At 37.1% G+C, this 22,321-nt stretch carries 21 protein-coding genes and 1 tRNA gene; 13 read left to right on the top strand and 9 right to left on the bottom strand.

Going from position 1 to position 22,321, the window contains the following annotated elements; translation table 11 throughout:
* Window positions 1-317 precede the first annotated feature (317 nt).
* The gene (epmA, locus tag C0975_RS01945) at window positions 318-1,289 is read left to right on the top strand and encodes an elongation factor P--(R)-beta-lysine ligase (protein WP_101774714.1); all 972 of its coding nucleotides are present in this window, start codon (window positions 318-320) and stop codon (window positions 1,287-1,289) included.
* A gap of 79 nt (window positions 1,290-1,368) precedes the next feature.
* Here the strand turns inward: epmA and C0975_RS01950 are convergent, their stop codons facing one another.
* The 3 genes from C0975_RS01950 to acnB all read right to left on the bottom strand — a co-directional run bounded on the left by C0975_RS01950 (window position 1,369) and on the right by acnB (window position 6,205).
* Window positions 1,369-2,397, bottom strand: a complete 1,029-nt coding sequence (locus C0975_RS01950; protein ID WP_101774715.1) for an ABC transporter substrate-binding protein — start codon at window positions 2,395-2,397, stop codon at window positions 1,369-1,371.
* Between the two features lie 22 nt (window positions 2,398-2,419).
* Complete coding sequence (locus C0975_RS01955; RefSeq protein ID WP_101774716.1) at window positions 2,420-3,505, bottom strand: metallophosphoesterase; 1,086 nt, start codon at window positions 3,503-3,505, stop codon at window positions 2,420-2,422.
* Between the two features lie 93 nt (window positions 3,506-3,598).
* Window positions 3,599-6,205 carry a bifunctional aconitate hydratase 2/2-methylisocitrate dehydratase gene (gene acnB, locus C0975_RS01960; RefSeq protein WP_101774717.1) on the bottom strand — a complete coding sequence of 869 codons (2,607 nt, stop codon included), beginning with the start codon at window positions 6,203-6,205 and terminating at the stop codon, window positions 3,599-3,601.
* 222 nt (window positions 6,206-6,427) lie between these two features.
* Here acnB and C0975_RS01965 point away from each other — a divergent pair, with 222 nt between their 5' ends.
* The 7 genes from C0975_RS01965 (at window position 6,428) to C0975_RS01995 (ending at window position 11,251) form a co-directional block, all read left to right on the top strand.
* Window positions 6,428-6,757, top strand: a complete 330-nt coding sequence (locus C0975_RS01965) for a YbaB/EbfC family nucleoid-associated protein (RefSeq protein WP_005546714.1) — start codon at window positions 6,428-6,430, stop codon at window positions 6,755-6,757.
* Window positions 6,758-7,223: 466 nt separating this feature from the next.
* Window positions 7,224-7,826, top strand: coding sequence for a recombination mediator RecR (gene recR, locus C0975_RS01970; protein WP_101774718.1), 603 nt, complete (start codon window positions 7,224-7,226; stop codon window positions 7,824-7,826).
* A 9-nt stretch (window positions 7,827-7,835) separates the two neighbouring features.
* The gene (locus C0975_RS01975) at window positions 7,836-9,803 is read left to right on the top strand and encodes a DNA topoisomerase III (RefSeq protein WP_101774719.1); all 1,968 of its coding nucleotides are present in this window, start codon (window positions 7,836-7,838) and stop codon (window positions 9,801-9,803) included.
* 116 nt (window positions 9,804-9,919) lie between these two features.
* A complete protein-coding gene (gene secG, locus C0975_RS01980) occupies window positions 9,920-10,267 on the top strand; it encodes a preprotein translocase subunit SecG (protein ID WP_101774720.1) in 348 nt (115 codons plus the stop codon).
* A gap of 20 nt (window positions 10,268-10,287) precedes the next feature.
* Window positions 10,288-10,373: transfer RNA gene (locus C0975_RS01985), tRNA-Leu, on the top strand.
* A 131-nt stretch (window positions 10,374-10,504) separates the two neighbouring features.
* Entirely contained in the window at window positions 10,505-11,056 is a 552-nt protein-coding gene (locus C0975_RS01990) for a sigma-70 family RNA polymerase sigma factor (protein WP_101774721.1), read from the top strand.
* Window positions 11,057-11,251: an anti-sigma factor family protein gene (locus C0975_RS01995; RefSeq protein ID WP_101774722.1), complete on the top strand. Its 195-nt coding sequence runs from the start codon at window positions 11,057-11,059 to the stop codon at window positions 11,249-11,251.
* 537 nt (window positions 11,252-11,788) lie between these two features.
* Here the strand turns inward: C0975_RS01995 and C0975_RS02000 are convergent.
* From C0975_RS02000 to C0975_RS02015, 4 genes are all read right to left on the bottom strand, one after another.
* Window positions 11,789-12,505 (bottom strand): HvfC family RiPP maturation protein, encoded by a 717-nt coding sequence (locus C0975_RS02000; RefSeq protein WP_101774723.1) that lies wholly within the window; start codon window positions 12,503-12,505, stop codon window positions 11,789-11,791.
* The gene (locus tag C0975_RS02005) at window positions 12,495-13,415 is read right to left on the bottom strand and encodes an HvfB family MNIO-type RiPP peptide maturase (protein WP_101774724.1); all 921 of its coding nucleotides are present in this window, start codon (window positions 13,413-13,415) and stop codon (window positions 12,495-12,497) included. Before C0975_RS02005 ends, C0975_RS02000 begins: the two co-directional genes overlap by 11 nt.
* 64 nt (window positions 13,416-13,479) lie before the next feature.
* Window positions 13,480-13,773 carry an oxazolone/thioamide-modified RiPP metallophore HvfA gene (gene hvfA / locus C0975_RS02010; RefSeq protein WP_101774725.1) on the bottom strand — a complete coding sequence of 98 codons (294 nt, stop codon included), beginning with the start codon at window positions 13,771-13,773 and terminating at the stop codon, window positions 13,480-13,482.
* A 39-nt stretch (window positions 13,774-13,812) separates the two neighbouring features.
* Entirely contained in the window at window positions 13,813-14,274 is a 462-nt protein-coding gene (locus C0975_RS02015) for an HvfX family Cu-binding RiPP maturation protein (protein WP_101774726.1), read from the bottom strand.
* A 363-nt stretch (window positions 14,275-14,637) separates the two neighbouring features.
* Between C0975_RS02015 and C0975_RS02025 the strand changes: the two genes are divergently transcribed.
* The 3 genes from C0975_RS02025 to C0975_RS02035 all read left to right on the top strand — a co-directional run bounded on the left by C0975_RS02025 (window position 14,638) and on the right by C0975_RS02035 (window position 16,996).
* A complete protein-coding gene (locus C0975_RS02025; protein WP_101774728.1) occupies window positions 14,638-15,309 on the top strand; it encodes a response regulator in 672 nt (223 codons plus the stop codon).
* Complete coding sequence (gene qseC / locus C0975_RS02030; protein WP_101774729.1) at window positions 15,278-16,693, top strand: quorum sensing histidine kinase QseC; 1,416 nt, start codon at window positions 15,278-15,280, stop codon at window positions 16,691-16,693. The genes C0975_RS02025 and qseC overlap by 32 nt, the downstream gene beginning before the upstream one ends.
* Before the next feature lie 93 nt (window positions 16,694-16,786).
* A complete protein-coding gene (locus C0975_RS02035; protein WP_101774730.1) occupies window positions 16,787-16,996 on the top strand; it encodes a TOBE domain-containing protein in 210 nt (69 codons plus the stop codon).
* 63 nt (window positions 16,997-17,059) lie between these two features.
* Here the strand turns inward: C0975_RS02035 and smpB are convergent, their stop codons facing one another.
* Window positions 17,060-17,542 carry an SsrA-binding protein SmpB gene (gene smpB, locus C0975_RS02040; RefSeq protein ID WP_049216363.1) on the bottom strand — a complete coding sequence of 161 codons (483 nt, stop codon included), beginning with the start codon at window positions 17,540-17,542 and terminating at the stop codon, window positions 17,060-17,062.
* Between the two features lie 217 nt (window positions 17,543-17,759).
* Here smpB and ubiD point away from each other — a divergent pair, with 217 nt between their 5' ends.
* On the top strand, window positions 17,760-19,232 hold the full coding sequence (ubiD, locus tag C0975_RS02045; RefSeq protein ID WP_101774731.1) for a 4-hydroxy-3-polyprenylbenzoate decarboxylase: 1,473 nt from the start codon (window positions 17,760-17,762) through the stop codon (window positions 19,230-19,232).
* 131 nt (window positions 19,233-19,363) lie between these two features.
* Here the strand turns inward: ubiD and arcA are convergent, their stop codons facing one another.
* Window positions 19,364-20,074, bottom strand: coding sequence for a two-component system response regulator ArcA (gene arcA / locus C0975_RS02050; protein WP_101774732.1), 711 nt, complete (start codon window positions 20,072-20,074; stop codon window positions 19,364-19,366).
* A 468-nt stretch (window positions 20,075-20,542) separates the two neighbouring features.
* Here arcA and C0975_RS02055 point away from each other — a divergent pair, with 468 nt between their 5' ends.
* The gene (locus tag C0975_RS02055) at window positions 20,543-22,270 is read left to right on the top strand and encodes a protein-disulfide reductase DsbD (protein ID WP_101774733.1); all 1,728 of its coding nucleotides are present in this window, start codon (window positions 20,543-20,545) and stop codon (window positions 22,268-22,270) included.
* Window positions 22,271-22,321 lie beyond the last annotated feature (51 nt).

Below are 22,321 nucleotides of genomic sequence, written 5' to 3' on the forward strand. Positions count from 1 at the left end.
TAATTTAGGGTTTCTTCATTTTGCCATTATTTTCAAAGATTAATAATCTTTTTTTACAATAAAAACTCAGTTTCGTGATCTACCTCAAAAAAGTTAAAAATGGTTTATTTTATAGCCATTACTCTCGATCTAAATTTTGTTTAAAACTCTATTTTTATCTATCTAATGTGCAAAATTTGCAAAAAATTGACCGCACTTTTACACCAAAAAAACGGATTTTGCATAACAATATTCTTTGTTTGCGCTATGGCTTAATTTGAAATAAGTGGGTTAGCTGGTTAGAATACGCTAATTCAATTTATATTGCGGATAAGATTATGTTTGAATCTGAACAATGGCAGCCTTCTGCCCCAATTAAAAATTTGCTCGCACGTGCAAAAATTATCGCGGAAATTCGCCGTTTTTTTACTGATCGTGGCTTGCTTGAAGTTGAAACACCAGTGTTAAGTGAATTCGGTGTCACAGATGTACATTTATCAACTTTTCATACAGAGTTTGTTTCTCCTTTTGCAGCGCAATCAAAAAGGTTATGGCTTTCTACCAGTCCTGAATATCATATGAAACGCTTATTAGCTGCTGGCAGTGGTCCTATTTTTCAGCTTTGTCATGTATTTAGGAATGAAGAATCTGGGCTGCGTCATAATCCTGAATTTACCATGTTAGAATGGTATCGACCGCACTTTGATATGTATCGTTTGATCAATGAAGTGGATGACTTGTTGCAGCAAATTTTAGATTGTAAACCAACAGAAAGTTTAAGCTACCAGTTTGTTTTCCAAGAATATGTCGGTTTAGATCCACTTTCTGCGGAGAAGGCGGAATTAATAGCTAAAGCGAAGCAATATAACTTGTTGAGTGCTACTGAAGAAGATCGAGATACTTTATTGCAATTTTTGTTTAGTACAGTAGTTGAACCCAATATTGGTAAAGACCATCCCGTCGCCGTATATCATTTTCCCGCGACACAAGCTGCATTGGCTCAAATTAGCTCAGAAGATCATCGTGTTGCAGAGCGTTTTGAGTTTTATTATCAAGGATTGGAATTAGCCAATGGTTTCCATGAGCTCACTGATGCAAATGAACAATTACACCGTTTTGAACAAGATAATGTGCAACGTCAAAAAATGGGGTTGGCGCAACGTGTAATTGATAAGCGCTTATTAGCTGCGTTACAAGCAGGTATACCAAATTGTTCGGGCGTTGCATTAGGGGTTGATCGCTTATTGATGATCGCATTAGGTGCACAAACAATTAAAGAAGTTATTGCATTTGGTATCGAAAATGCCTAGTGTGTTACTTATTCAATAAAAATACGTTACTTATTCAATAAAAAATAGGCAGCCTTGATAAGCTGCCTATTTAGTTGTGTTATTTCATCAGTTTTACTTCTTTAACCCATTTATCGGTCAAACGTTTTCCTTCTGCACTTGCACCAAAGCGATCGAAATCATAGTTAATTAATTTCAATTGTTTTGGATTAACGGATTGTGGTGACGCTTCTGCATGAATATTCGTTGGAATTTGGTAAACTTTAGTTTCACGCCAGACAAGTTCTTGCGCTTCTTTACTTAATGCCCAATCAGCGAATAATTTAGCATTATCTAGATTACGTGCATTTTTGATAATACTCATCCCACCTAGAGAATAGCCATCACCTTCGCAAGGCAAGATGCTTTCAACTGGTGCGCCTTTTTCTTTTTCAGTAGCATAGCTATGGATAAACCCCACTGCAACAGCAGATTCACCACGCGAAAGATTCGTTGTAACTAACGCACTTTTCACATATTCGGATACGTTAGCATTCAGTTTTTTGAGATAGTCAAAGGCTTCCTGTTCTCCCCACAGTTCAATTAACGTAGCAATAGCAGTATAAGTTGTGCCTGAAATTTGCGGATCTGGCATTTGGACATAGCCTTGTAAGCGAGGGTCAAGCAGATCTGACCAACATTTTGGTGGTTCAGTGATACCTAATTGCTTAAGCTTTTCGGTATTTACACCAAAACCGAGTACTAAGAGATAAACGATTGACGTCAGATCACCGCGTTTGTCTGTTAACGCTTTAAACTGCGGCATAATTTCAGCTTGGCGTGGAGAACGATAAGGAGTGAATAAACCTAAATCGCCTGCTTGGAAATGATGTTCAATTGTACCGCCATACCAAATATCTGCTTGTGGATTATTTTTTTCAGCAATCAGTTTAGCTAATGTTGCGCCAGTACTGTTACGAATGAATTTAGTTTCAATATCATATTTTTTACTAAAGGTTTGTATCATTTTTTCGCAGGTTGTATTTTGTACACTGCAATACACCGTTAATTTTCCTTCAGCAGAAGCATGATTAGATAAGAGGATTGGTAATGTTAAGCCAAGTGCGGTCAGTTTGGTTGCAATTTTCATTTAAGAATTCCTTTTACTGTTTTTAGTTGACATCAATGATAAAGATTTCAGATTGTGAGCCTAAACGCATTGGAATACCCCAGAAGCCATATCCTGAGGTGACGAAAAAATGTCCGTTGCCTATTCTCTCATAACCGTAATCTAAAGGGTAGAGAAGATGAGTAATGATGTTTGCTGGAAAAATCTGCCCTTTATGTGCATGACCAGAAACTTGAATATCAATTGGTAGTTTGGCATGTTTTTCTATTTCAGTTGGGCGATGATCAAGTAGAATGACAGGCAGTTCTGTATTGACATTTTGTAGTAGTTGTTCTGCACTTGGGCGAGTTTTGAGTAGATCGTCATTGCGACCAACTAAGACAAATTCATGATTAATCACTTTACTTTGATCGAATAATACTTCAATGCCAGCTTGCTCTAATTCTTGTTTAATGGCTTGTTGATGACCAAAAAAATCATGATTACCTAAGGTTGCATAAACGCCTAATGGTGCTCGTAATTTTGATAAATGGGGGCGCATATTTTCAGCTACATAAGCATGCGTATTATCATCCATAATATCGCCGGGCATGAGGATAATATCAACGTTTTGTTGTTGCATGAGTTCCGCGAGCTTGTCTAGTTGACGGCTACCAAATAAGGTGCCTAAATGAAGATCACTGGCTACCCCTAGCCGTATTGGTGTGATTGGCTTATCAAGTTGAACTTGATAATGAATGACAACTGGGGTATAGGCGTTATACACACTTAGCCCAAGTAAACTCAATAGTGCAATTGGATAGCCGAAACGAAGCGCAGTATGAAGTTTACTTAATGGAATAAAAGATTTGAGCAGATAATGACAGAGTAAACAACCTATGCTGATAAATGCAGAGAATAATAAAAATGCTAATAAAAATGCACTAAAACGGAATAAAGGAAACACACGAAAGATTGTCAATAAGATAATGCTATTTGCGATCAAATAATTAGATACAAATAAAATTTTGCGGGTTTTGCTTGTCAGTATAGCCGCCAATAGCCAACTCAAAGTGCGGTTAAAAATAAAGATAAAAAGTTGTAGCAGGAGGGTAGCTGCAAAGAAAATAATATAATGTCGTAATTCCAAAATACTTTCCTAGTGAGATTAATGGCTTAACAAAAAAGAGGGGAACCACAGTTCCCCTTGTGTTAGTAAATATCTTAACAAAATTTCGCCAAATTATACCACACTTTGAAAGATAACGTTATCGGCTTTTTGAGTATAACTATTGATTTGATCAAAGTTCATATAGCGATAAGTGTCTTCTTTATCTTGTTGCAGATCTGCCGCGAATGCTAAATATTCTTCTGCGCTTGGTAATTTACCCAAAATGGCAGATACCGCAGCTAATTCTGCTGAGGCAAGATAAACATTGGCACCTTGTCCTAAACGATTTGGGAAATTGCGCGTTGAAGTTGAAACGACAGTCGCATTATCTGCAACACGGGCTTGGTTGCCCATACATAATGAACAACCCGGCACTTCAATTCGTGCGCCGCTTTTGCCGTAAATGCTATAGTAACCCTCTTCACTTAACAATGCGGCATCCATTTTTGTTGGCGGTGCAATCCATAAACGTGTAGGAATCATCCCTTTAAATTTGGCTAATAATTTACCAGCGGCACGGAAATGACCAATATTCGTCATACAAGAACCGATGAATACTTCGTCTATTTTATCGCCTTGCATTTCTGATAATAAACGAGCATCATCAGGATCATTTGGCGCACATAAAATGGGTTCTGTGATTTCGTTTAGATTAATATCAATTACTGCAGCATATTCTGCGTCTTGGTCAGCTTCGATAAGTTGTGGATTTGCTAACCATTGTTCCATGTTCTTAATACGACGTTCAAGCGTACGAGCATCACCATAACTTTCAGCAATCATATATTTCAATAACACAATATTAGATTGTAAATATTCGATAATTGGCTCTTTAGCCAGTTTAATTGTACAAGCCGCAGCAGAACGTTCAGCAGAGGCATCAGAAAGCTCAAAAGCTTGTTCTACTTTTAAATTTTCTAAACCTTCAATTTCTAAAATACGACCAGAAAAAATATTTTTCTTCCCTTTTTTCTCTACAGTGAGCAACCCTTGTTTGATCGCATAATAAGGGATGGCATGTACTAAATCACGTAATGTAATACCCGGCTGCATTTCTCCTTTAAAGCGGACTAAGACAGACTCTGGCATATCTAATGGCATTACACCTGTTGCAGCAGCAAATGCAACTAAACCAGACCCTGCTGGGAAAGAAATACCAATCGGGAAACGTGTATGAGAATCACCACCTGTGCCTACAGTATCAGGTAATAACATACGATTTAGCCATGAGTGAATGACACCATCACCTGGACGTAATGATACACCGCCACGATTCATAATAAAGTCAGGGAGAGTATGGTGAGTAACGACATCGACAGGTTTCGGATAAGCAGCTGTATGGCAGAACGATTGCATGACGAGATCGGCTGAAAAGCCTAAACAGGCAAGATCTTTCAACTCATCACGTGTCATTGGTCCCGTTGTATCTTGTGAACCGACAGATGTCATGCGAGGCTCACAATATTGTCCTGGACGGATACCTTCTACATCACAGGCGCGACCTACCATTTTTTGTGCAAGGGTAAAGCCTTTGTGACTTTCAGTACTACATTGTGGTTTAGCAAAAACATCTGTTTCAGGTAAGCCTAATTCACCGCGTGCCTTATGGGTTAAGCCGCGACCAATAATTAATGGGATACGCCCACCAGCACGGACTTCGTCTAATAATACATTCGTTTTCAAGGTAAATTCAGCTAATACCGCTTCTGTATCATGGAGGCAAATTTTGCCTGCGTAAGGATAAATATCAATGACATCACCCATATTCAATTGACTTACATCGACTTCAATAGGGAGTGAACCTGCATCTTCCATCGTATTAAAGAAGATTGGTGCAATTTTACCGCCAAGCACCACACCACCAGCACGTTTGTTTGGAATATAAGGAATATCCTCACCCATAAACCAGAGTACTGAGTTGGTCGCTGACTTACGTGAAGAACCTGTTCCTACTACATCTCCTACGTAAGCTAATGGAAACCCTTTTTCTTTTAATTTTTCTAATTGTTTAATTGGTCCTACATTACCGGCTTCATCAGGTTCGATTCCATCACGTGGATTTTTTAGCATAGCGAGTGCGTGTAGTGGAATATCAGGACGCGACCAAGCATCTTGAGCTGGAGATAAGTCATCAGTATTGGTTTCACCTGTCACTTTAAATACAGTGACAGTAATTTTTTCATCTAATTTAGGACGAGATAAATACCATTCAGCGTCTGCCCAAGATTGTAAAACTTGCTGTGCAAACAAGTTCCCTTTTTTGGCTTTTTCTGCTACATCATGAAAATTATCAAACATTAAAAGAGTGAATGAGAGCGCTTCGGCAGCAGTTGGCGCAAGTTCTTCATCATCAAGCGCGTTTAATAAGGGCTCAATATTGTAACCACCTTGCATTGTGCCCAGTAATTTAACAGCTTTTTGGGAACAAATGAGTGGCGAACTGACTTCTTTTTTAGCGACTGCTGCAAGAAACGAGGCTTTCACGTAAGCTGCTTCATCAACACCTGCAGGAATACGATTTTCAAATAAATCAAGTAGATAAACTTCTTTGCCTGCGGGGGGATTTTTTAAGAGTTCGATGAGTTGTACTGTTTGTTCCGCATCTAATGGTTTCGGCACAATGCCTAATGCTGCGCGTTCATCAATATGTTGTTGATAGGATTGTAGAAAGTTAGACATAGGTTACCTCGTCGGCTTTACTTTTATCTGTTAGGGTAAACCGCATTAGAGTAGGTGCGGTAAGATTTCGTTACGAAATTGTTAAAATATAATAATACGGAAAAATCCCTCTCTCAACAGGAAAAAGTTGAATTTTCAGTCTAGATCACGTTTCTTTATTTTCAATGTACGGATTTTTAGTTAAAATGCCTCTCAATTTTTAATTAACAAATGGAAAAAATTATGTTTGGAAAAGGTGGCTTAGGCAACTTAATGAAGCAAGCACAACAGATGCAAGATCGTATGCAAAAAATGCAAGAAGAAATTGCACAGCTTGAAGTAACAGGTGAATCTGGCGCAGGTTTAGTAAAAATTACAATTAACGGTGCACATAATTGCCGCCGTGTCGAAATTGATCCTTCTTTAATGGAAGATGATAAAGAAATGCTTGAAGATCTGATCGCTGCCGCATTCAATGATGCAGTTCGCCGTGCGGAAGAATTGCAGAAAGAAAAAATGGCATCAGTGACAGCGGGTATGTCATTGCCGCCAGGATTTAAAATGCCATTTTGATTTATTACTTTTTGCTCGTGCAAAAATGTAACTAAAGATTATGCCCTGACGAAATAGTGTTAGCTCATTACAGGAAATTTTTTCATAGAAAATGAAGTTTCAAACAACTTTCATTTTCCTAAAAATTTTTCTATATTCGGGTAGTCTACACAGGGAATAGTATGGCGAATTAATACTTATCCAAGTATAAAAACGTTGTTCAATTCGACCGCACTTTTTTAAAGTGCGGTCTGTTTTTTATCAATATTTAGCAATATGTTGTTAAATGATTTGAACGCTGCATAGTTTGTCCGTATAGAGGCTTTTTAGGAAAGCTATGTTAACCAATCAAATCATGATATCGTCAGAACGAAGCAACTTAGTTGGCGTGTGTTTTTTTGCTTACTGTGCTTGATATAAGCAAAAAGAAAAGTAAATTACGTTAAGGCGAAATCTAACCTAAATCCTAATCAAAAGAGAAAAAATAATGCAAACAAGCCCATTACTCGAACACCTTATCGAAAGTTTACGCTGCTTGCCGGGGGTTGGACCAAAATCAGCGCAGCGTATGGCATATCACTTGCTGCAACGTAATCGGCATGGTGGAATGGATTTAGCTCGAGCACTTATGGAAGCTATGTCAAAAATTGGTCATTGCCAGCATTGTCGTACTTTTACTGAAGAAGATATTTGTACTATTTGTAATAATCCGCGTCGTCAAAATTCAGGGCAACTATGTATTGTTGAACAACCTTCTGACATTCAAGCGATTGAACAAACGGGACAGTTTTCAGGGCGCTATTTTGTATTAATGGGGCATTTATCACCTTTAGATGGTATTGGGCCACGTGAAATAGGACTTGATTTATTACAAAAGCGTTTAGTACATGAAAGCTTCCATGAGGTGATCTTAGCGACGAATCCAACCGTTGAAGGGGATGCGACCGCCAATTACATTGCTGAACTTTGTGTCCAGCAAAATATTAAAGTCACTCGTATTGCACATGGTATTCCTGTTGGAGGTGAATTAGAAATGGTTGATGGGACGACTTTAACGCATTCTTTCTTAGGTCGTCGTCAACTGGGATAAATTGATTTCATGCGATTATTTATAGCGGAAAAACCAAGTCTTGCACGTGCGATAGCAGATGTATTGCCAAAACCACATCAACGTGGTGATGGTTTTATTAAATGTGGTGAACAAGATTATGTGACTTGGTGTGTGGGGCACTTGCTTGAGCAAGCAGAGCCTGATGTTTATGATCCTAAATTTAAACAATGGCGTTTAGAACATTTACCTATTATTCCTGATAAATGGCAACTGATTCCACGTAAAGCAGTATATAAACAACTGAAGATCGTAGAAAAACTTATTCATCAAGCGGATCTATTAATCAATGCAGGCGACCCTGATCGTGAAGGGCAATTGTTAGTAGATGAAGTGTTTAGTTATACACAATTAAGTGTGGATAAACTGAATCAAATCCAACGTTGTTTAATTAGTGACTTAAATCCTAACGCAGTAGCAAAAGCAGTCAATAAATTACAACCAAACCGTCACTTTATCCCTCTTGCTACATCTGCGCTCGCGCGTGCACGCGCTGATTGGTTATATGGTATTAATATGACACGTGCTTATACGATTCGTGGTCGGCAAGCTGGTTATAATGGTGTGCTTTCTGTCGGACGTGTACAAACGCCTATATTGGGGTTGATCGTACGTCGTGATCTGGAAATTGAAAATTTTAAGCCCAAAGACTTTTATGAAGTACTAGCACATGTCCAGCCTGAAACACCTGAAAAAGTGACCGCACTTTCTGAGCAAGAACGAGAAAATATTCCTGTATTTAAAGCGTTATGGCAACCAAGTAAAGCCTGTGAAGACTATCAAGATGAAGATGGACGAGTACTGTCATTAGGATTGGCGGAAAATGTAGTTAAACGCATTACTGAACAGCCTGCGGAAGTAGTGGAATATATCGATAAGCGTGAAAAAGAAACTGCGCCATTACCTTATTCTTTATCCGCTTTGCAAATTGATGCAGCTAAACGTTATGGTTTATCGGCGCAAGATGTATTGGATATTTGTCAACGTTTATATGAAACACATCGCTTAATTACTTATCCTCGTTCTGATTGTCGTTATTTACCAGAAGAACATTTTGCTGAACGATTTCATGTATTAAAAGCAATTTCAACGCACATTAATGAATATCAACCTTTGCCAGATATTGTTCAGCCTGAACAAAAAAATCGTTGTTGGAATGATAAAAAAGTAGAAGCGCATCATGCCATTATTCCAACAGCAAAAAATAGATTGGTGAATTTGACGCAGCAAGAATGGCAAATTTATCACCTCATTGCGCGACAATATTTAATGCAATTTTGTCCTGATGCGGAATATCGCAAAAGTAAAATTACTCTCAATATTGCTGGTGGAACATTTATTGCACAAGCACGAAATCTACAAATTGCGGGTTGGAAACAGCTTTGGGGGAAAGAAGATGAGGATGAGCAGCAAGAACCTTTATTGCCAGTCGTCAAAAAAGGACAGATTTTGTTTTGTAAGCAAGGTGAAATTGTGAGCAAAAAAACACAACCGCCAAAACCTTTTACTGATGCAACATTGTTGTCCGCAATGACTGGAATTGCACGTTTTGTTCAAGATAAAGAATTAAAGAAAATTCTACGTGAAACAGATGGACTAGGCACAGAAGCTACTCGAGCTGGCATTATTGAATTGTTATTTAAGCGGGGATTTTTATATAAGAAAGGGCGTAATATCCATAGTAGTGAAACGGGGCGAATTTTGATTGAAGCTTTGCCTGATATTGCTACACAGCCTGATATGACTGCACATTGGGAGTCCCAATTAACAAGTATTAGCCAAAAAGAAATGAGTTATCAGCAATTTATGTCCGCATTAACTCATTCTTTGCCTGAATTAATGCGCTATGTTAATTTTGCTGCATTGAGACAATTAAGCCAAGTTGCCGCGAAGACAGCTCAACATTTACCTAAAAAACGGAGAAGTACGATTAAAAAAAATGAAAAAACAGATGATTGAGTGAAATACCACCAAATGATGTCATTTTTCATGAAAAAACTTGCAAAATGTGTGGATGTCCGCTAATATCCGCACGTTATTTTCAATGCTAATTTGCGAATGTAGAGAAGAGTATAATGTATCAAGCACTATTAATTGGTTATCTATTAATTTCACTTGCTGTGATTGTTCTGATTTTACTTCAACAGGGTAAAGGTGCAGATGCAGGTGCATCTTTTGGTGGTGGCGCGTCTGGTACTATCTTTGGTTCAGCAGGTTCAGGTAACTTCTTATCTAAAATGACTGCAATTTTAGCAACAGCATTTTTTGTTATTAGTATTGTGATTGGTAATATCAACTCACATCGTAACAATGTGAAGCAAGGTGCTTTTGATGATTTATCTTCAACGGTTGAACAAATTCAACAGCAACAAAAAGTAGAAGCGCCAGCTGTTGAAAGTAAAAATAGTGATATTCCTCAATAAATTAAAAAGAATTTAAATTTGCTCTGGTGGTGGAATTGGTAGACACGCTATCTTGAGGGGGTAGTGTCCATAGGACGTGCGAGTTCAAGTCTCGCCCAGAGCACCAAATAGATTTATTTAGGCTAGAATTTTTAGAATTCTAGCCTTTTTTGTCGACTTTAGTTTAGTAATAAACTAGTTTGTGATATGGCTAAAATTTGATAAAATTTAATGAATTAAATAAAGGTGGAAATGAATATGCAAAGTATTTCATCGGAAGAACTTGAAGCAATCCGTGGGCAGATGTTGAAGTTTGCAGAATTACAGATAAAAGATCCAGTTTTAGCTGAAGACATTGTGCAAGAAGCATTTGTTAGTGCATTGAAAAATATAGAGAGTTTTAAGCGACAATCTGCATTAAAAACATGGATTTTTGCTATCCTGAAGAACAAGATTATTGATTATCTACGTGTTAATAATCGCTTTGTTGTAGAAAGTGATTTAGTAAGTGATGAAGATGAAAATAGTTTCTTTGAAAGTGGTCGTTGGAAGAAAGAATATGCGCCATCACGTTTACAAGAAGATGAAAATACAGTTTATTCAGAGCAATTTTGGGCATTGTTTGAAGTTTGTTTGACTCGTTTGCCTGCAGTACAAGCTAAAGTGTTTATGATGCGTGAATATTTAGAATGTACTACAGATGATATTTGCTCGTCTGAACAAATTACAGTGTCTAATTTACATGTATTGCTCTATCGGGCGCGTTTACAATTGCAACATTGTTTGACAACAAAAATGGGGGAGAGATAAATGAAGTATTGTTTCAAAGTAACTAAATTAATTTCAGAGTCTCATGAAAGGCAACTCTCATTTGCGGAAAGTGTTGGGGTACGTTTACATCGTTTAATGTGTCCAAGATGTGATAATTTTGGTAAGAACTGTGAAAGCTTAAGTCAAATGATGAAAGATTTTGCTACAGAACAGGATAAAGCAGAAAATAAATGATCAATGTTGTTATATTTAAAGTAAGAGGAAGTCTAGCTGTCGCACTAGGCTTTTTTATTGCATAAATGATAGATGATTTCGTTGGATAGTGATTTTAGCAAATATAATTTGCTCATTTTGTGCTTATTCAATAAAGACTCACATTAAGAGAGTAGTAGCTTGGATTAGTGCTTTCAGAAATCTATATAACCTATATTTCAACACAAATAAGAGTAAAAAAATAGTTTGTTGCGTTCTGCAATTAGCATGTTCAAGTTGTTAGTAGTTAAATTGTTAAAGACGGCATTTAAAAAGTGAATAGTATTTTCAGAGAAGTTACTTTTGTGGTATTGAATTGCTTCATAAGTTTTTTCTTTATGATGATTATTAACTTTTCAGCAAAATTTTTATGTGTTTTTTATTTAAGTAAAACCGTTTAAGGCGGTGACTATTTTCAGCGAAGATAGTTTTCAGTTGTAATAAAAAAGTGCGGTAAAAATTTTGAAAATTTCGACCGCACTTAGAATTAAGTCCTTTTAAAATCAGCCTTAGCTGAATTTACCCTTCCATTGGATAAATTACTTCTGCATTTACCCATTTAACCCAAGCTTGTTCCAATAAGGGTTTTAATGGTTCACTATCATCAATAATGGTACTTAATGCATTTAGCAGATTTTCTAAGGATATCGTTTGTTCTGCAAGATAAGTAAGTAACCAGAAATCAAGCTCTGATAATTGTTGCTGATTTACTGCGAAATCACTATCTCGCCATACAATAAGCTGGCAAGGTGTTTCTGCAAAGGTAGCGAAATCACTAGATAAAAAATCAACGTCATAGCTTTTTAGAAAGGCTGTTTTTGATAAGCCCATTTCTGTATTTCTATCCCATACAAATGTCTCAGGTACGGTAGTGGTGACAACCTCAGCAAGTAGCTGTGTATTTTCAAAATCCATTAACGCAAGGACATTGGCATTGAATACTTTTCTTTGTTGGCAAAAAGTAAGAAACTCGCCTGCAATATCTTGGAAATAAGGAGAATGCGCCTTGCCTTCTCTGACAAAGGTTTCTTTTACTTCTTGCCAAGCATCTGCTGCAATATGGCGAGGTGCCTCAACAAAACAACGATCAATAAAACTAAAAGTATTGTTGCGTACTAAACGCGCATAAATAGCTAAACGATTGGGTGCATAATTATTAAGCGGATCTGCATTACCTAAACGAACGGCTTGTGCCAACGCATTTTGTGTTTTTACAAGATTTGATTTAGGCTGCATAACGATTTTCCTGCATTGGTTTCGCATATTTTTGCTGTAATTTCGCAATATGCTCAACTTCCGCATATAATTCAGCAAATGGTGGAAAATTAAAATCACGCTCTAATAATGTCGGTGGAATTTGTGGTAAGCGTTGGTAAGTGTATTCTAATAAATCCCAAACACTCCCTTTAACGGCTTCTCCATGCGTATCCACTAAGAGTTCAGGTAAATGGCGATATTCACCTTTTACTTTGTTAAAAGATTCACCCGTTTCTTGGATTGGCTTCGCAGCTGCGTGTTCTTCATCATGACCTGCAATGTGAATATAATCTACACGTTTTACATCCACTTTATCAAGGAATACATAAGGATTAAGTAAACCATGATTGACGCCATTCACATAAATATTATTAACATCTAAGTGAATCCCGCAGTCTGCTTCTTGAGCAATGGCATTTAAGAATTCAACTTCGTTCATTGTACTTGTTGGTGAATGTAAGTAGTAAGACGTATTTTCAAGTGAAATACGTAACCCTAAAAAGTCTTGTACCTCACGAATACGCTGTGCAACGTGTTTAACTGCTTCATCTGTGAATGGCATCGGTAATAAATCGTAAAGATGACCTTCACATTCACAATAACTCAGATGCTCAGAGAAAAAGACTGAATTATATTGTGTCATCAATGTTTTAATGCCTTTTAACAATTCACGATCTAAAGGAGCTTGTCCACCTAGAGAAAGTGATAATCCATGTACTGCTAATGGAAAACGTTCAGCAGCCTGATCAAATTTATAGCGTGCTGCACCACCCATTTTTATCCAGTTTTCAGGAGCGACCTCCATGAATTGAATTGCATTTTCTGTTGGAAGTGATAAAAAATCATCGGCTAAGTCGCGACGATAGCCCAATCCTGCACCTTTTAACATCGTATTGACTCCATTAATTTTGAAAAAGCGCTGGTGCAAAAAACGTTACACCAGCAAAATAAGATTATTTAGAACCGCATTTACCTTCGCCACATTTGCCTTCACCAGCTTTTGCTTTTTTATGGTCATGTGCGCCGCATTTGCCTTCACCACATTTACCTTCGCCAGCTTTTGCTTTGTCGCCATGTGCGCCGCATTTACCTTCGCCACATTTACCTTCACCAGCTTTAGTCTTCATGCATTTGCCTTCTACGCATTGCTCAGCTTTATCTGCCATTTTAGTTTCTGCGCTTACTGGTGCTGAAACTGCCATAGTTAATGCGCCTGCTAATGCTGCTAAAGTTGCTAATTTTTTCATACTTAAATCTCCTATTATTAATTGTGTTGAACTAAATGATTAAAGGAACTTCAACCAATTTTTGGTTGAAAATTTTCTCTGTAATAGAGAGTCTAAAGAAAGCATCCCTGCTCCTTGCGTAAATAATGGTAGTAGTGCCACTAAGTAAATTAATGCCATTTTGTAACCATTGCTACACACGTTATAACCTGCTCCAGTATGTACGGTATACCATGCAACAGCGGTTAAAATTGCTAAACTTAAAGTGCTAAAACGAGTTGCTAAGCCAAGTACAAGAAATATTGGTAGTAATAATTCTGCACTCATTGCTAATAGCCAGCTCAAATCTGTTGGCAGTAAATTGAATGGGAATGGAAAGCTATCTTGTACTTCCATAAACCAGTTCTCTCCATTCAACTTTTCCATACCTGATTCAAAAAACTCCCAAGCGAGAAAAAGGCGTAAACCTAACAAGCCAATCCCTGTGCTTACTGCTTGAAAATAACATTTCTGTTTATCCATTGTTTTTATCCTTATAAATCCGTTTACGTTGAATTAGTCGAATTAAAAATGTTTTTCTTACAACTTTTTTTAATTTTTCTTATTGAATTTCCTTATTCTGGGGTATTAGTCGCGCCTATTATCTTTTTCTTACAACTTTTTTTAAAAAATTGTGTTATATCGAAAATGAGTAGAGAAAAGCTAAGTGCGGTCAGTTTTGATGCAGTTTTTATTATGGTTGTCATTCTCAATACAATTGGTTATCAATATTAAATTTATTAAGTATTTCTTCAGTTTTGTTTGTTATGTTTGATTTTGATTGAGATTTGTATGCTTATTTTGTGTACAATTGGATGAATTGAGCGAAAAAGTGCGGTGTGAAATATGCGAATTTTATTAATAGAAGATGATACGCTGATTGGTAATGGGATACAGACAGGGTTAACTAAATCAGGTTTTACGGTGGACTGGTTTAACGATGGAAAAATGGGATTAGAAGCAGTGAAAAGTGCACCTTATGATGCAGTCGTGCTTGATTTGACTTTACCAAAAATGGATGGGCTTGATATTTTGCAAATTTGGCGCCGAGAAAAATATGACGTACCAGTATTGATTTTGACAGCACGCGATACTTTAGATGAGCGTATTACTGGATTACAACGTGGTGCAGATGATTACTTATGTAAACCTTTTGCCTTGGCTGAAGTTGTTGCGCGCTTGCAAGCGTTGATTCGCCGTCGTTATGGACAAACTAATCCTGTAATTGAACACAGTTTAGTGAAGTTCGATCCAAATCAACGTAAAGTATTTTTAAAAAATGAAGAAATATCACTGACAACAAGGGAATATAAGTTGCTTGAATTATTTATGCTCAATAAAGAGCGTGTTCTAGCTCGTACATTAATTGAAGAAAAATTGTACACTTGGGATGATGAAGTGAGTAGCAATGCCCTTGAAGTGCATATTTATAATTTACGCCAAAAATTAGGTAAGCAATTTATTCGTACAGTACATGGTGTTGGGTATGCATTGGGGAAAAATGATGACGCGCTCTGAATCATTGGAAAAAAGGGTGATTTCAAATAAAAGTTTGCGTTTTCGTTTAATTCTTGTGCTGTCATTGACTGCATTAGCGACTTGGCTTATTTCCACAGCCGTGGCTTGGCTTCAAGTTCGCAAGGAAGTTAATGAACTATTTGATGCGCAACAAGTACTGTTTGCACAACGTTTAGCTTCGTCGAATTTACGTAATATTTTAATTGAGAATAGAGCCTCAAAGTATCAGCCAGTGAAGTTTAAGAAAGTCGGTTTTGATGATGACGCGCTTGGTTTTGCAGTATTTACACAAGATGGCAACATCTTATTAAGTGATGGTCATAATGGCGATAATTTTATTTTTACGCCTAAAAAAGGTTTTTCAGTAAACCATATTTTAGGTGATGATGATAAATGGCGTATTTTTTGGTTACCTGTAAATAATGGGCGTCTAGTCATTGCTGTAGGGCAGGAGCTAGATTATCGCAATGATTTAATTAATAAGATGGTATTTGGTCAAATGTGGATTTGGTTTGCTAGTTTGCCTTTCTTATTAGGGATTATTGTTTGGGTAGTCACGCGTGAATTACAAAGTGTAAGACGGGTCAGTGAGCAATTAGAACAACGTAGTCCAGATGATAATACTTTAATTGCAACAGCACATTTGCCGAAAGAAATTTTGCCATTAGTACAGAACTTAAACCAATTTTTTGATCGTACGGCAACGATGTTACTGCGCGAACGGCGTTTTACTTCTGATGCAGCACATGAATTAAGAAGCCCTTTAGCAGCACTACGGGTTCAAACAGAGGTGGCACAAATTGTTGGTGATGATGCTGCGTTGCGACAGGAAGCGCTAGAGAATCTAACTAAAGGAATTGATCGTGCGAGCCAGTTAATTGACCAATTATTAACGCTTTCACGTTTAGATAATTTAAATGAATTAGAAAGTGTTGAAAATGTAGATTGGCAAGCTTTAGTCACTTCATTAATAGGAGAGCGATATTTTGCTGCACAAAAACGTCAAATTGAGTTGCAATTTGAATTGATTTCTAAGCCTGCAATTATGCAAGGACAACCATTATTATTATCTTTGATGGTGCGTAATTTGATTGATAATGCTATTAAATATTGCCCAGATGGCAGTACAATTAAAGTGATTTTACAGCGAGATAGATTATTAATTGAGGATAATGGTGAAGGGGTAAGTGAGGCTGATTTAGTGAAATTAGGTCAACGTTTTTATCGTCCTGCGGGGCAGAATGATAAGGGCAGTGGGCTGGGGCTATCGATCGTACATCGTATTGCGGAATTACACCATTATCAAGTACAGTTAGAAAATGTAAAAAATTCGCAAGGCATTATTAGTGGATTTAGCGTTTTGATTTTATTTGATAAAACCTAGAAAGAGTGATTATTTGATTTTTATTATTGGTTATAATCAAGACACATTTTTACTGAATTTTATTCACTTAATTCTTAAAGAGGAAAAAACATAATGAAAATCAGTGCAAGAAACCAATTGAAAGGTAAAGTTGTTGGCTTAGAAAAAGGAGCAGTAAATGCGGTAGTGAGTATTGATATTGGTGCGGGTAACATCATTACTTCCACAATTTCTCTTGCTGCGGCACAAGAATTACAACTTGAAGTCGGCAAAGAAGCTTATGCGATTATCAAAGCAACTTCTGTTATGGTTGGCGTTGAGTAATTTCTGTTTAAGTGCGTAAAAAAGCCTTGTAGATACAGTCACAAGGCTTTTTTAATTGTTATTTTAACCAAGTCGAGCGTTTTTCATGATCCGATCTTTAGTGACTTTCCATTCACGCTCTTTAATATCTTCACGCTTATCATGTTGTTTTTTCCCTTTGGCTAAACCAATTTTTATTTTCGCCCAGGCACCTTTCCAATAAAGGGAGAGAGCAACAATAGTATAGCCGTCGCGATTCGCTTTACCAAATAAAGAAGCTAATTCTTTTTGGTTTAATAGCAATTTACGCGTACGAGTAGGATCACACACAATATGTGTCGAGGCGAGGCTTAATGGTTGAATTGTTGCACCAAATAAATAGGCTTCGCCATTTTTGAAAATAATATAGCTGTCGCTGATATTAGCTTTGCCTGCGCGCATTGATTTAACTTCCCAGCCTTGTAATGAAAGCCCAGCTTCGATTTCATCTTCAATAAAGTAGTCATGTCTTGCACGTTTATTTAGCGCAATCGTATTTGAGGCTACTTTGGCTTTTTTCTTTGTCATGATTATCCGTTTTATCAACTATGAATTGGGGAATTCTACCTAAACTTTGTTGAGATAGCAAAACTAGATGGATTGATATAATATAACCAGCTTAGTGCAATTCATGTTGCAGCGCTTAATCAAAGTGTGTTTAAGTATTAGCATATGTCGTTTTGCAGATAGCCGATTAAAAGTGCGGTCTGTTTTTGCAAAATTTTGAAATAAAAAGGTAATAAACATGAAATATAAAGATTTGCGTGATTTTTTGGATTTACTTGAACAACGTGGTGAATTGAAACGTATTAAACAAGAAGTCGATCCTTATTTAGAAATGACGGAAATTTCTGACCGCACGTTACGTGCGGGAGGACCTGCGCTGTTATTTGAGAACCCAAAAGGATTTGCTATTCCTGTTTTGTGTAATTTATTTGGTACCCCAAAACGTGTAGCGATGGGGATGGGGCAGGAGGATGTTGCAGCATTACGTGATGTTGGCAAGTTGCTGGCTTTTTTGAAAGAACCAGAACCACCAAAAGGATTTAAAGATTTTTTATCTAGCTTACCGCAGTTTAAACAAGTATTAAATATGCCAACGAAAGTATTGGGCAAAGCTGATTGCCAACAAGTCGTTTTGAAAGGGGATGAGGTTGATTTGTACAAATTGCCGATTATGCAGTGCTGGAAAGACGATGTCGCACCGTTGGTTACATGGGGATTAACTATTACTAAAGGTCCCTTGAAAAAACGTCAAAACTTAGGCATTTACCGCCAGCAATTAATTGCTAAAAATAAGTTAATCATGCGTTGGCTATCGCATCGTGGTGGTGCATTAGATTTTCAAGAGTGGAAAGAAACACATCCAGATAAACCTTTTCCTGTGTCTGTGGCGTTGGGGGCTGATCCTGCGACAATTTTAGGTGCAGTAACGCCTATACCTGACACGTTATCAGAATATGCGTTTGCTGGATTATTGCGCGGAACTAAGACGGCAGTTGTTAAGTCAGTCAGTAATGATTTAGAAGTACCTGCGAGTGCAGAAATTGTGTTAGAAGGCTATATTGATCCAAATGAAACTGCGCTTGAAGGTCCTTATGGCGATCACACCGGCTATTATAATGAACAAGAGTACTTCCCTGTGTTTACTGTTACCCATATTACGATGCGTAAGGATCCAATTTATCATTCGACTTATACGGGGCGTCCACCAGATGAACCCGCAGTATTAGGGGAAGCACTAAATGAAGTTTTTATTCCTATTTTGCAAAAACAATTTCCTGAAATTGTTGATTTTTATTTGCCGCCTGAAGGCTGTTCTTATCGGTTAGCTGTGGTCACGATTAAGAAACAATATGCGGGACATGCGAAACGTGTGATGATGGGGGTGTGGTCATTTTTACGCCAGTTTATGTACACGAAATTTGTCATAGTCTGTGATGATGATGTGAATGCACGTGATTGGAAAGATGTAATTTGGGCAATGACGACGCGTTGTGATCCTGTACGTGATTTAACCTTAGTAGAGAATACGCCTATTGATTATCTTGATTTTGCTTCGCCAGTTGCTGGGTTAGGTTCAAAAATGGGGATTGATGCAACCAATAAATGGGCAGGCGAAACCCAACGAGAATGGGGCATTCCAATTAAAAAAGATCCTGAGGTTGTTAAACGAGTGGATGAAATTTGGCAAAGTTTAGGCATTATCGTAGATTGATTTTGGCAGAAAAAGCAAGCCTAACCGTCTATGATTTGAAAAGAAGATAATGCTTAAATAAAGATAGTTGTTTATTGGTAATTAAAAAGCCTACCAAAAGTACTTTGGTAGGCTTTTTCTTTGTTAAATTTTTATTCTAATTCACCACAGAAACGATAGCCCTCACCGTGAATTGTGGTAATGATTTCGGGTGTTGCTGGATGATCTTCAAAATGTTTACGAATACGGCGGATAGTGACATCAACAGTCCGATCTTGCGGTTTTAATTCGCGTCCCGTCATTTTCTTCAATAATTCCTCACGCGTTTGGATTTTGCCTGGATGTTCACAGAAATGTAACATAGCGCGGAATTCGCTACGTGGTAATTTATATTCTTCACCTTCTGGATTGATTAGAGTCCGGCTATTGAGATCTAATGTCCAACCATTGAAACGATATTGATCAATAGGTTGTGCCACTTCTTTCGTGTTTTCTTGCATGGTACGTTGCAATAAGTTCCTTGCACGAATAGTCAATTCTCTCGGGTTAAATGGTTTAGTGATATAGTCATCGGCACCAATTTCTAAACCCAAAATTTTATCGACTTCATTATCGCGTCCAGTTAAAAACATTAATGCTGTATCAGTTGTTTCACGTAATTCACGTGCAAGCATTAAACCATTCTTACCAGGTAAGTTAATATCCATAATGACAAGATTAATGACTTTATTAGACAGAATACGGTGCATCTGTGCACCATCTGCAGCCTCAAATACTTCATAACCCTCAGCTTCAAAAATACTTTTTAGCGTATTTCTTGTAATTGCTTCGTCTTCAACAATTAAAATTTGTGGCGTTCCCATTTGTATTTCCTATTACAATTTTCTAAAAGTTAATAATTTTGTTAGCAAGATAAGAACAAAATTAACGTGCTCATTGTATAGTTGCAACATAATTGTAACAATAGAAAAAGTGAGTTTTGTTAAATTAGATAGTCATTTCATGACCTAGATCATAAAAAAATCCCTCAATAGAGTGAGGTTATTGAGGGAATAAGCAGAGCTGAATGCTCGTTTAAGTTACATACAAAATTGTGAATAACGTGATATTTTGGATGAGTTTTTCCTCAACATTGTAGTCAGAAAATGGGTTTATTTTGAGGAATATCACTATAAAGGCTATCCTACAATAATTTTCTGTCCTGATCAAAACTTATTTTTATAAAAAAAATAAGTTAGCTGAATTTTAGCTTATTTACTGAATATTTTTTAGATTTGAAAGTAGCTTATGCTAGAATGTAACTTATGAATTTTCGTTGTAATGATGTATTTATGAAAAAAATATTCTCAGTTTTATTGCTTTTGTCAGTGGCATTAATGGCACAAGCTAGTTTTTTTGATAAAAAACCACGTTTTTTAAGTGCAGATCAAGCATTTATTTTTTCTAGTAGCCAACAAGCAGAAATGATTGAACTGAATTGGTTAATTGCGGAAAACTACTATTTATATAAGCAATCTTTCGAGATTAACGGGATCAATGTTGGACTCGGCGAAATAGATTTTCCTGCTGCCGAAAAGTACCAAGATGATTTTTTTGGTGAAGTGGAAATTTATCGTAATGACGTGACATTACAAGTTCCTCTATCAAAAATTAATCAGCATGCTCAATTACAAATCAGCTATCAAGGTTGTACAACTGGATTTTGTTACCCACCAGAAACAAAAGTTGTTGATATCAACCCAATATTTACAGCAAATGTGTTAGAAAAGATTGAAACTTCGCCAAAATCGACCGCACTTCAACCACCCGTGTTAGCAGAACAAGATCGCCTAGCTGCCAGTTTATTCCAAAGTAAGTATGCCGTATTTTGGTTCTTTTTATTTGGTTTAGGTCTTGCATTTACTCCTTGTGTACTCCCGATGTTGCCTTTGCTCTCTGCGATTGTGATTGGTGCCAATCAGCGACCTTCAACAACACGTGCATTAGGACTCAGTATCGTATATGTACAAGGAATGGCATTGACTTATACTTTACTTGGTTTGATTGTTGCGGCAATAGGCTTGCCATTTCAAGTCGCACTACAAAGCCCTTATGTTTTAGTTGCGCTTGCTATTATTTTTACTTTGCTTGCACTATCGATGTTTGGCTTATTCACTTTACAGCTACCAAGCCGTTTACAAACGAAATTAACGCAGTATAGCCAGCAACAGAAAAGTGGTGCGTTTAGTGGTGTGTTTGTGATGGGGATGATTGCAGGCTTAGTTGCCTCGCCTTGTACTTCTGCGCCTCTGTCGGGGGTGTTACTGTATGTAGCACAAAGCGGCGATTTATTTACTGGGGCGATTACTTTGTATTTATTAGCGTTAGGTATGGGAACGCCGTTAATTTTAATTACTGTTTTTGGCAATAAAGTTTTACCAAAATCTGGTGATTGGATGATTCAAGTAAAAAATGCGTTTGGCTTTGTATTACTTGCCTTACCTGTATTCTTACTTTCTCGTGTTTTTCCTGATATAGAAAGTCATCTATGGTTTAGTTTAGCTGTTGGCTTTGTATTATGGTTATTATTTCAATTGAGACATCGTCGTTGGATTTGGTTCGTACTTTTTGCAGCTTTAGTATTAGGTAAAGTTTATTATTTTCCATTGCAGAGTGAGGTGTTAGGAAAAAGTGCGGTTAAAAAATTAGAAATTTCACAACATGTGCCGTTTCAGTCAGTCACAAGTTATGCACAGTTACAACAAGTGTTACAACAAAATCCTAAAGCAATGGCTATGTTAGACTTGTATGCAGATTGGTGTGTGGCATGTAAAGAATTTGAAAAATATACTTTTTCTGATCCACTAGTACAAAAGCAGTTTGAGCATATTTTATTATTGCAAGTGGATATGACGAAAAACACGGAACAAAATCGTGAATTATTACAGAAGTTACAAGTTATCGGATTACCTACGCTTATTTTCTTTGATCAGCAAGGCAATGAAATTGTGGGAAGCCGAGTGACAGGTTTTATGCAAGCGGCCCCTTTTGCTACTTGGTTACAACAAATTAAACCTTAGTTTTCAAATGCAAATTATTAACTTAAAGTAAAAAATCCCTTTCTTGTTTAC

Source organism: Pasteurella oralis (assembly GCF_002850605.1).
Classification (GTDB): Bacteria; Pseudomonadota; Gammaproteobacteria; order Enterobacterales; family Pasteurellaceae; genus Pasteurella; species Pasteurella oralis.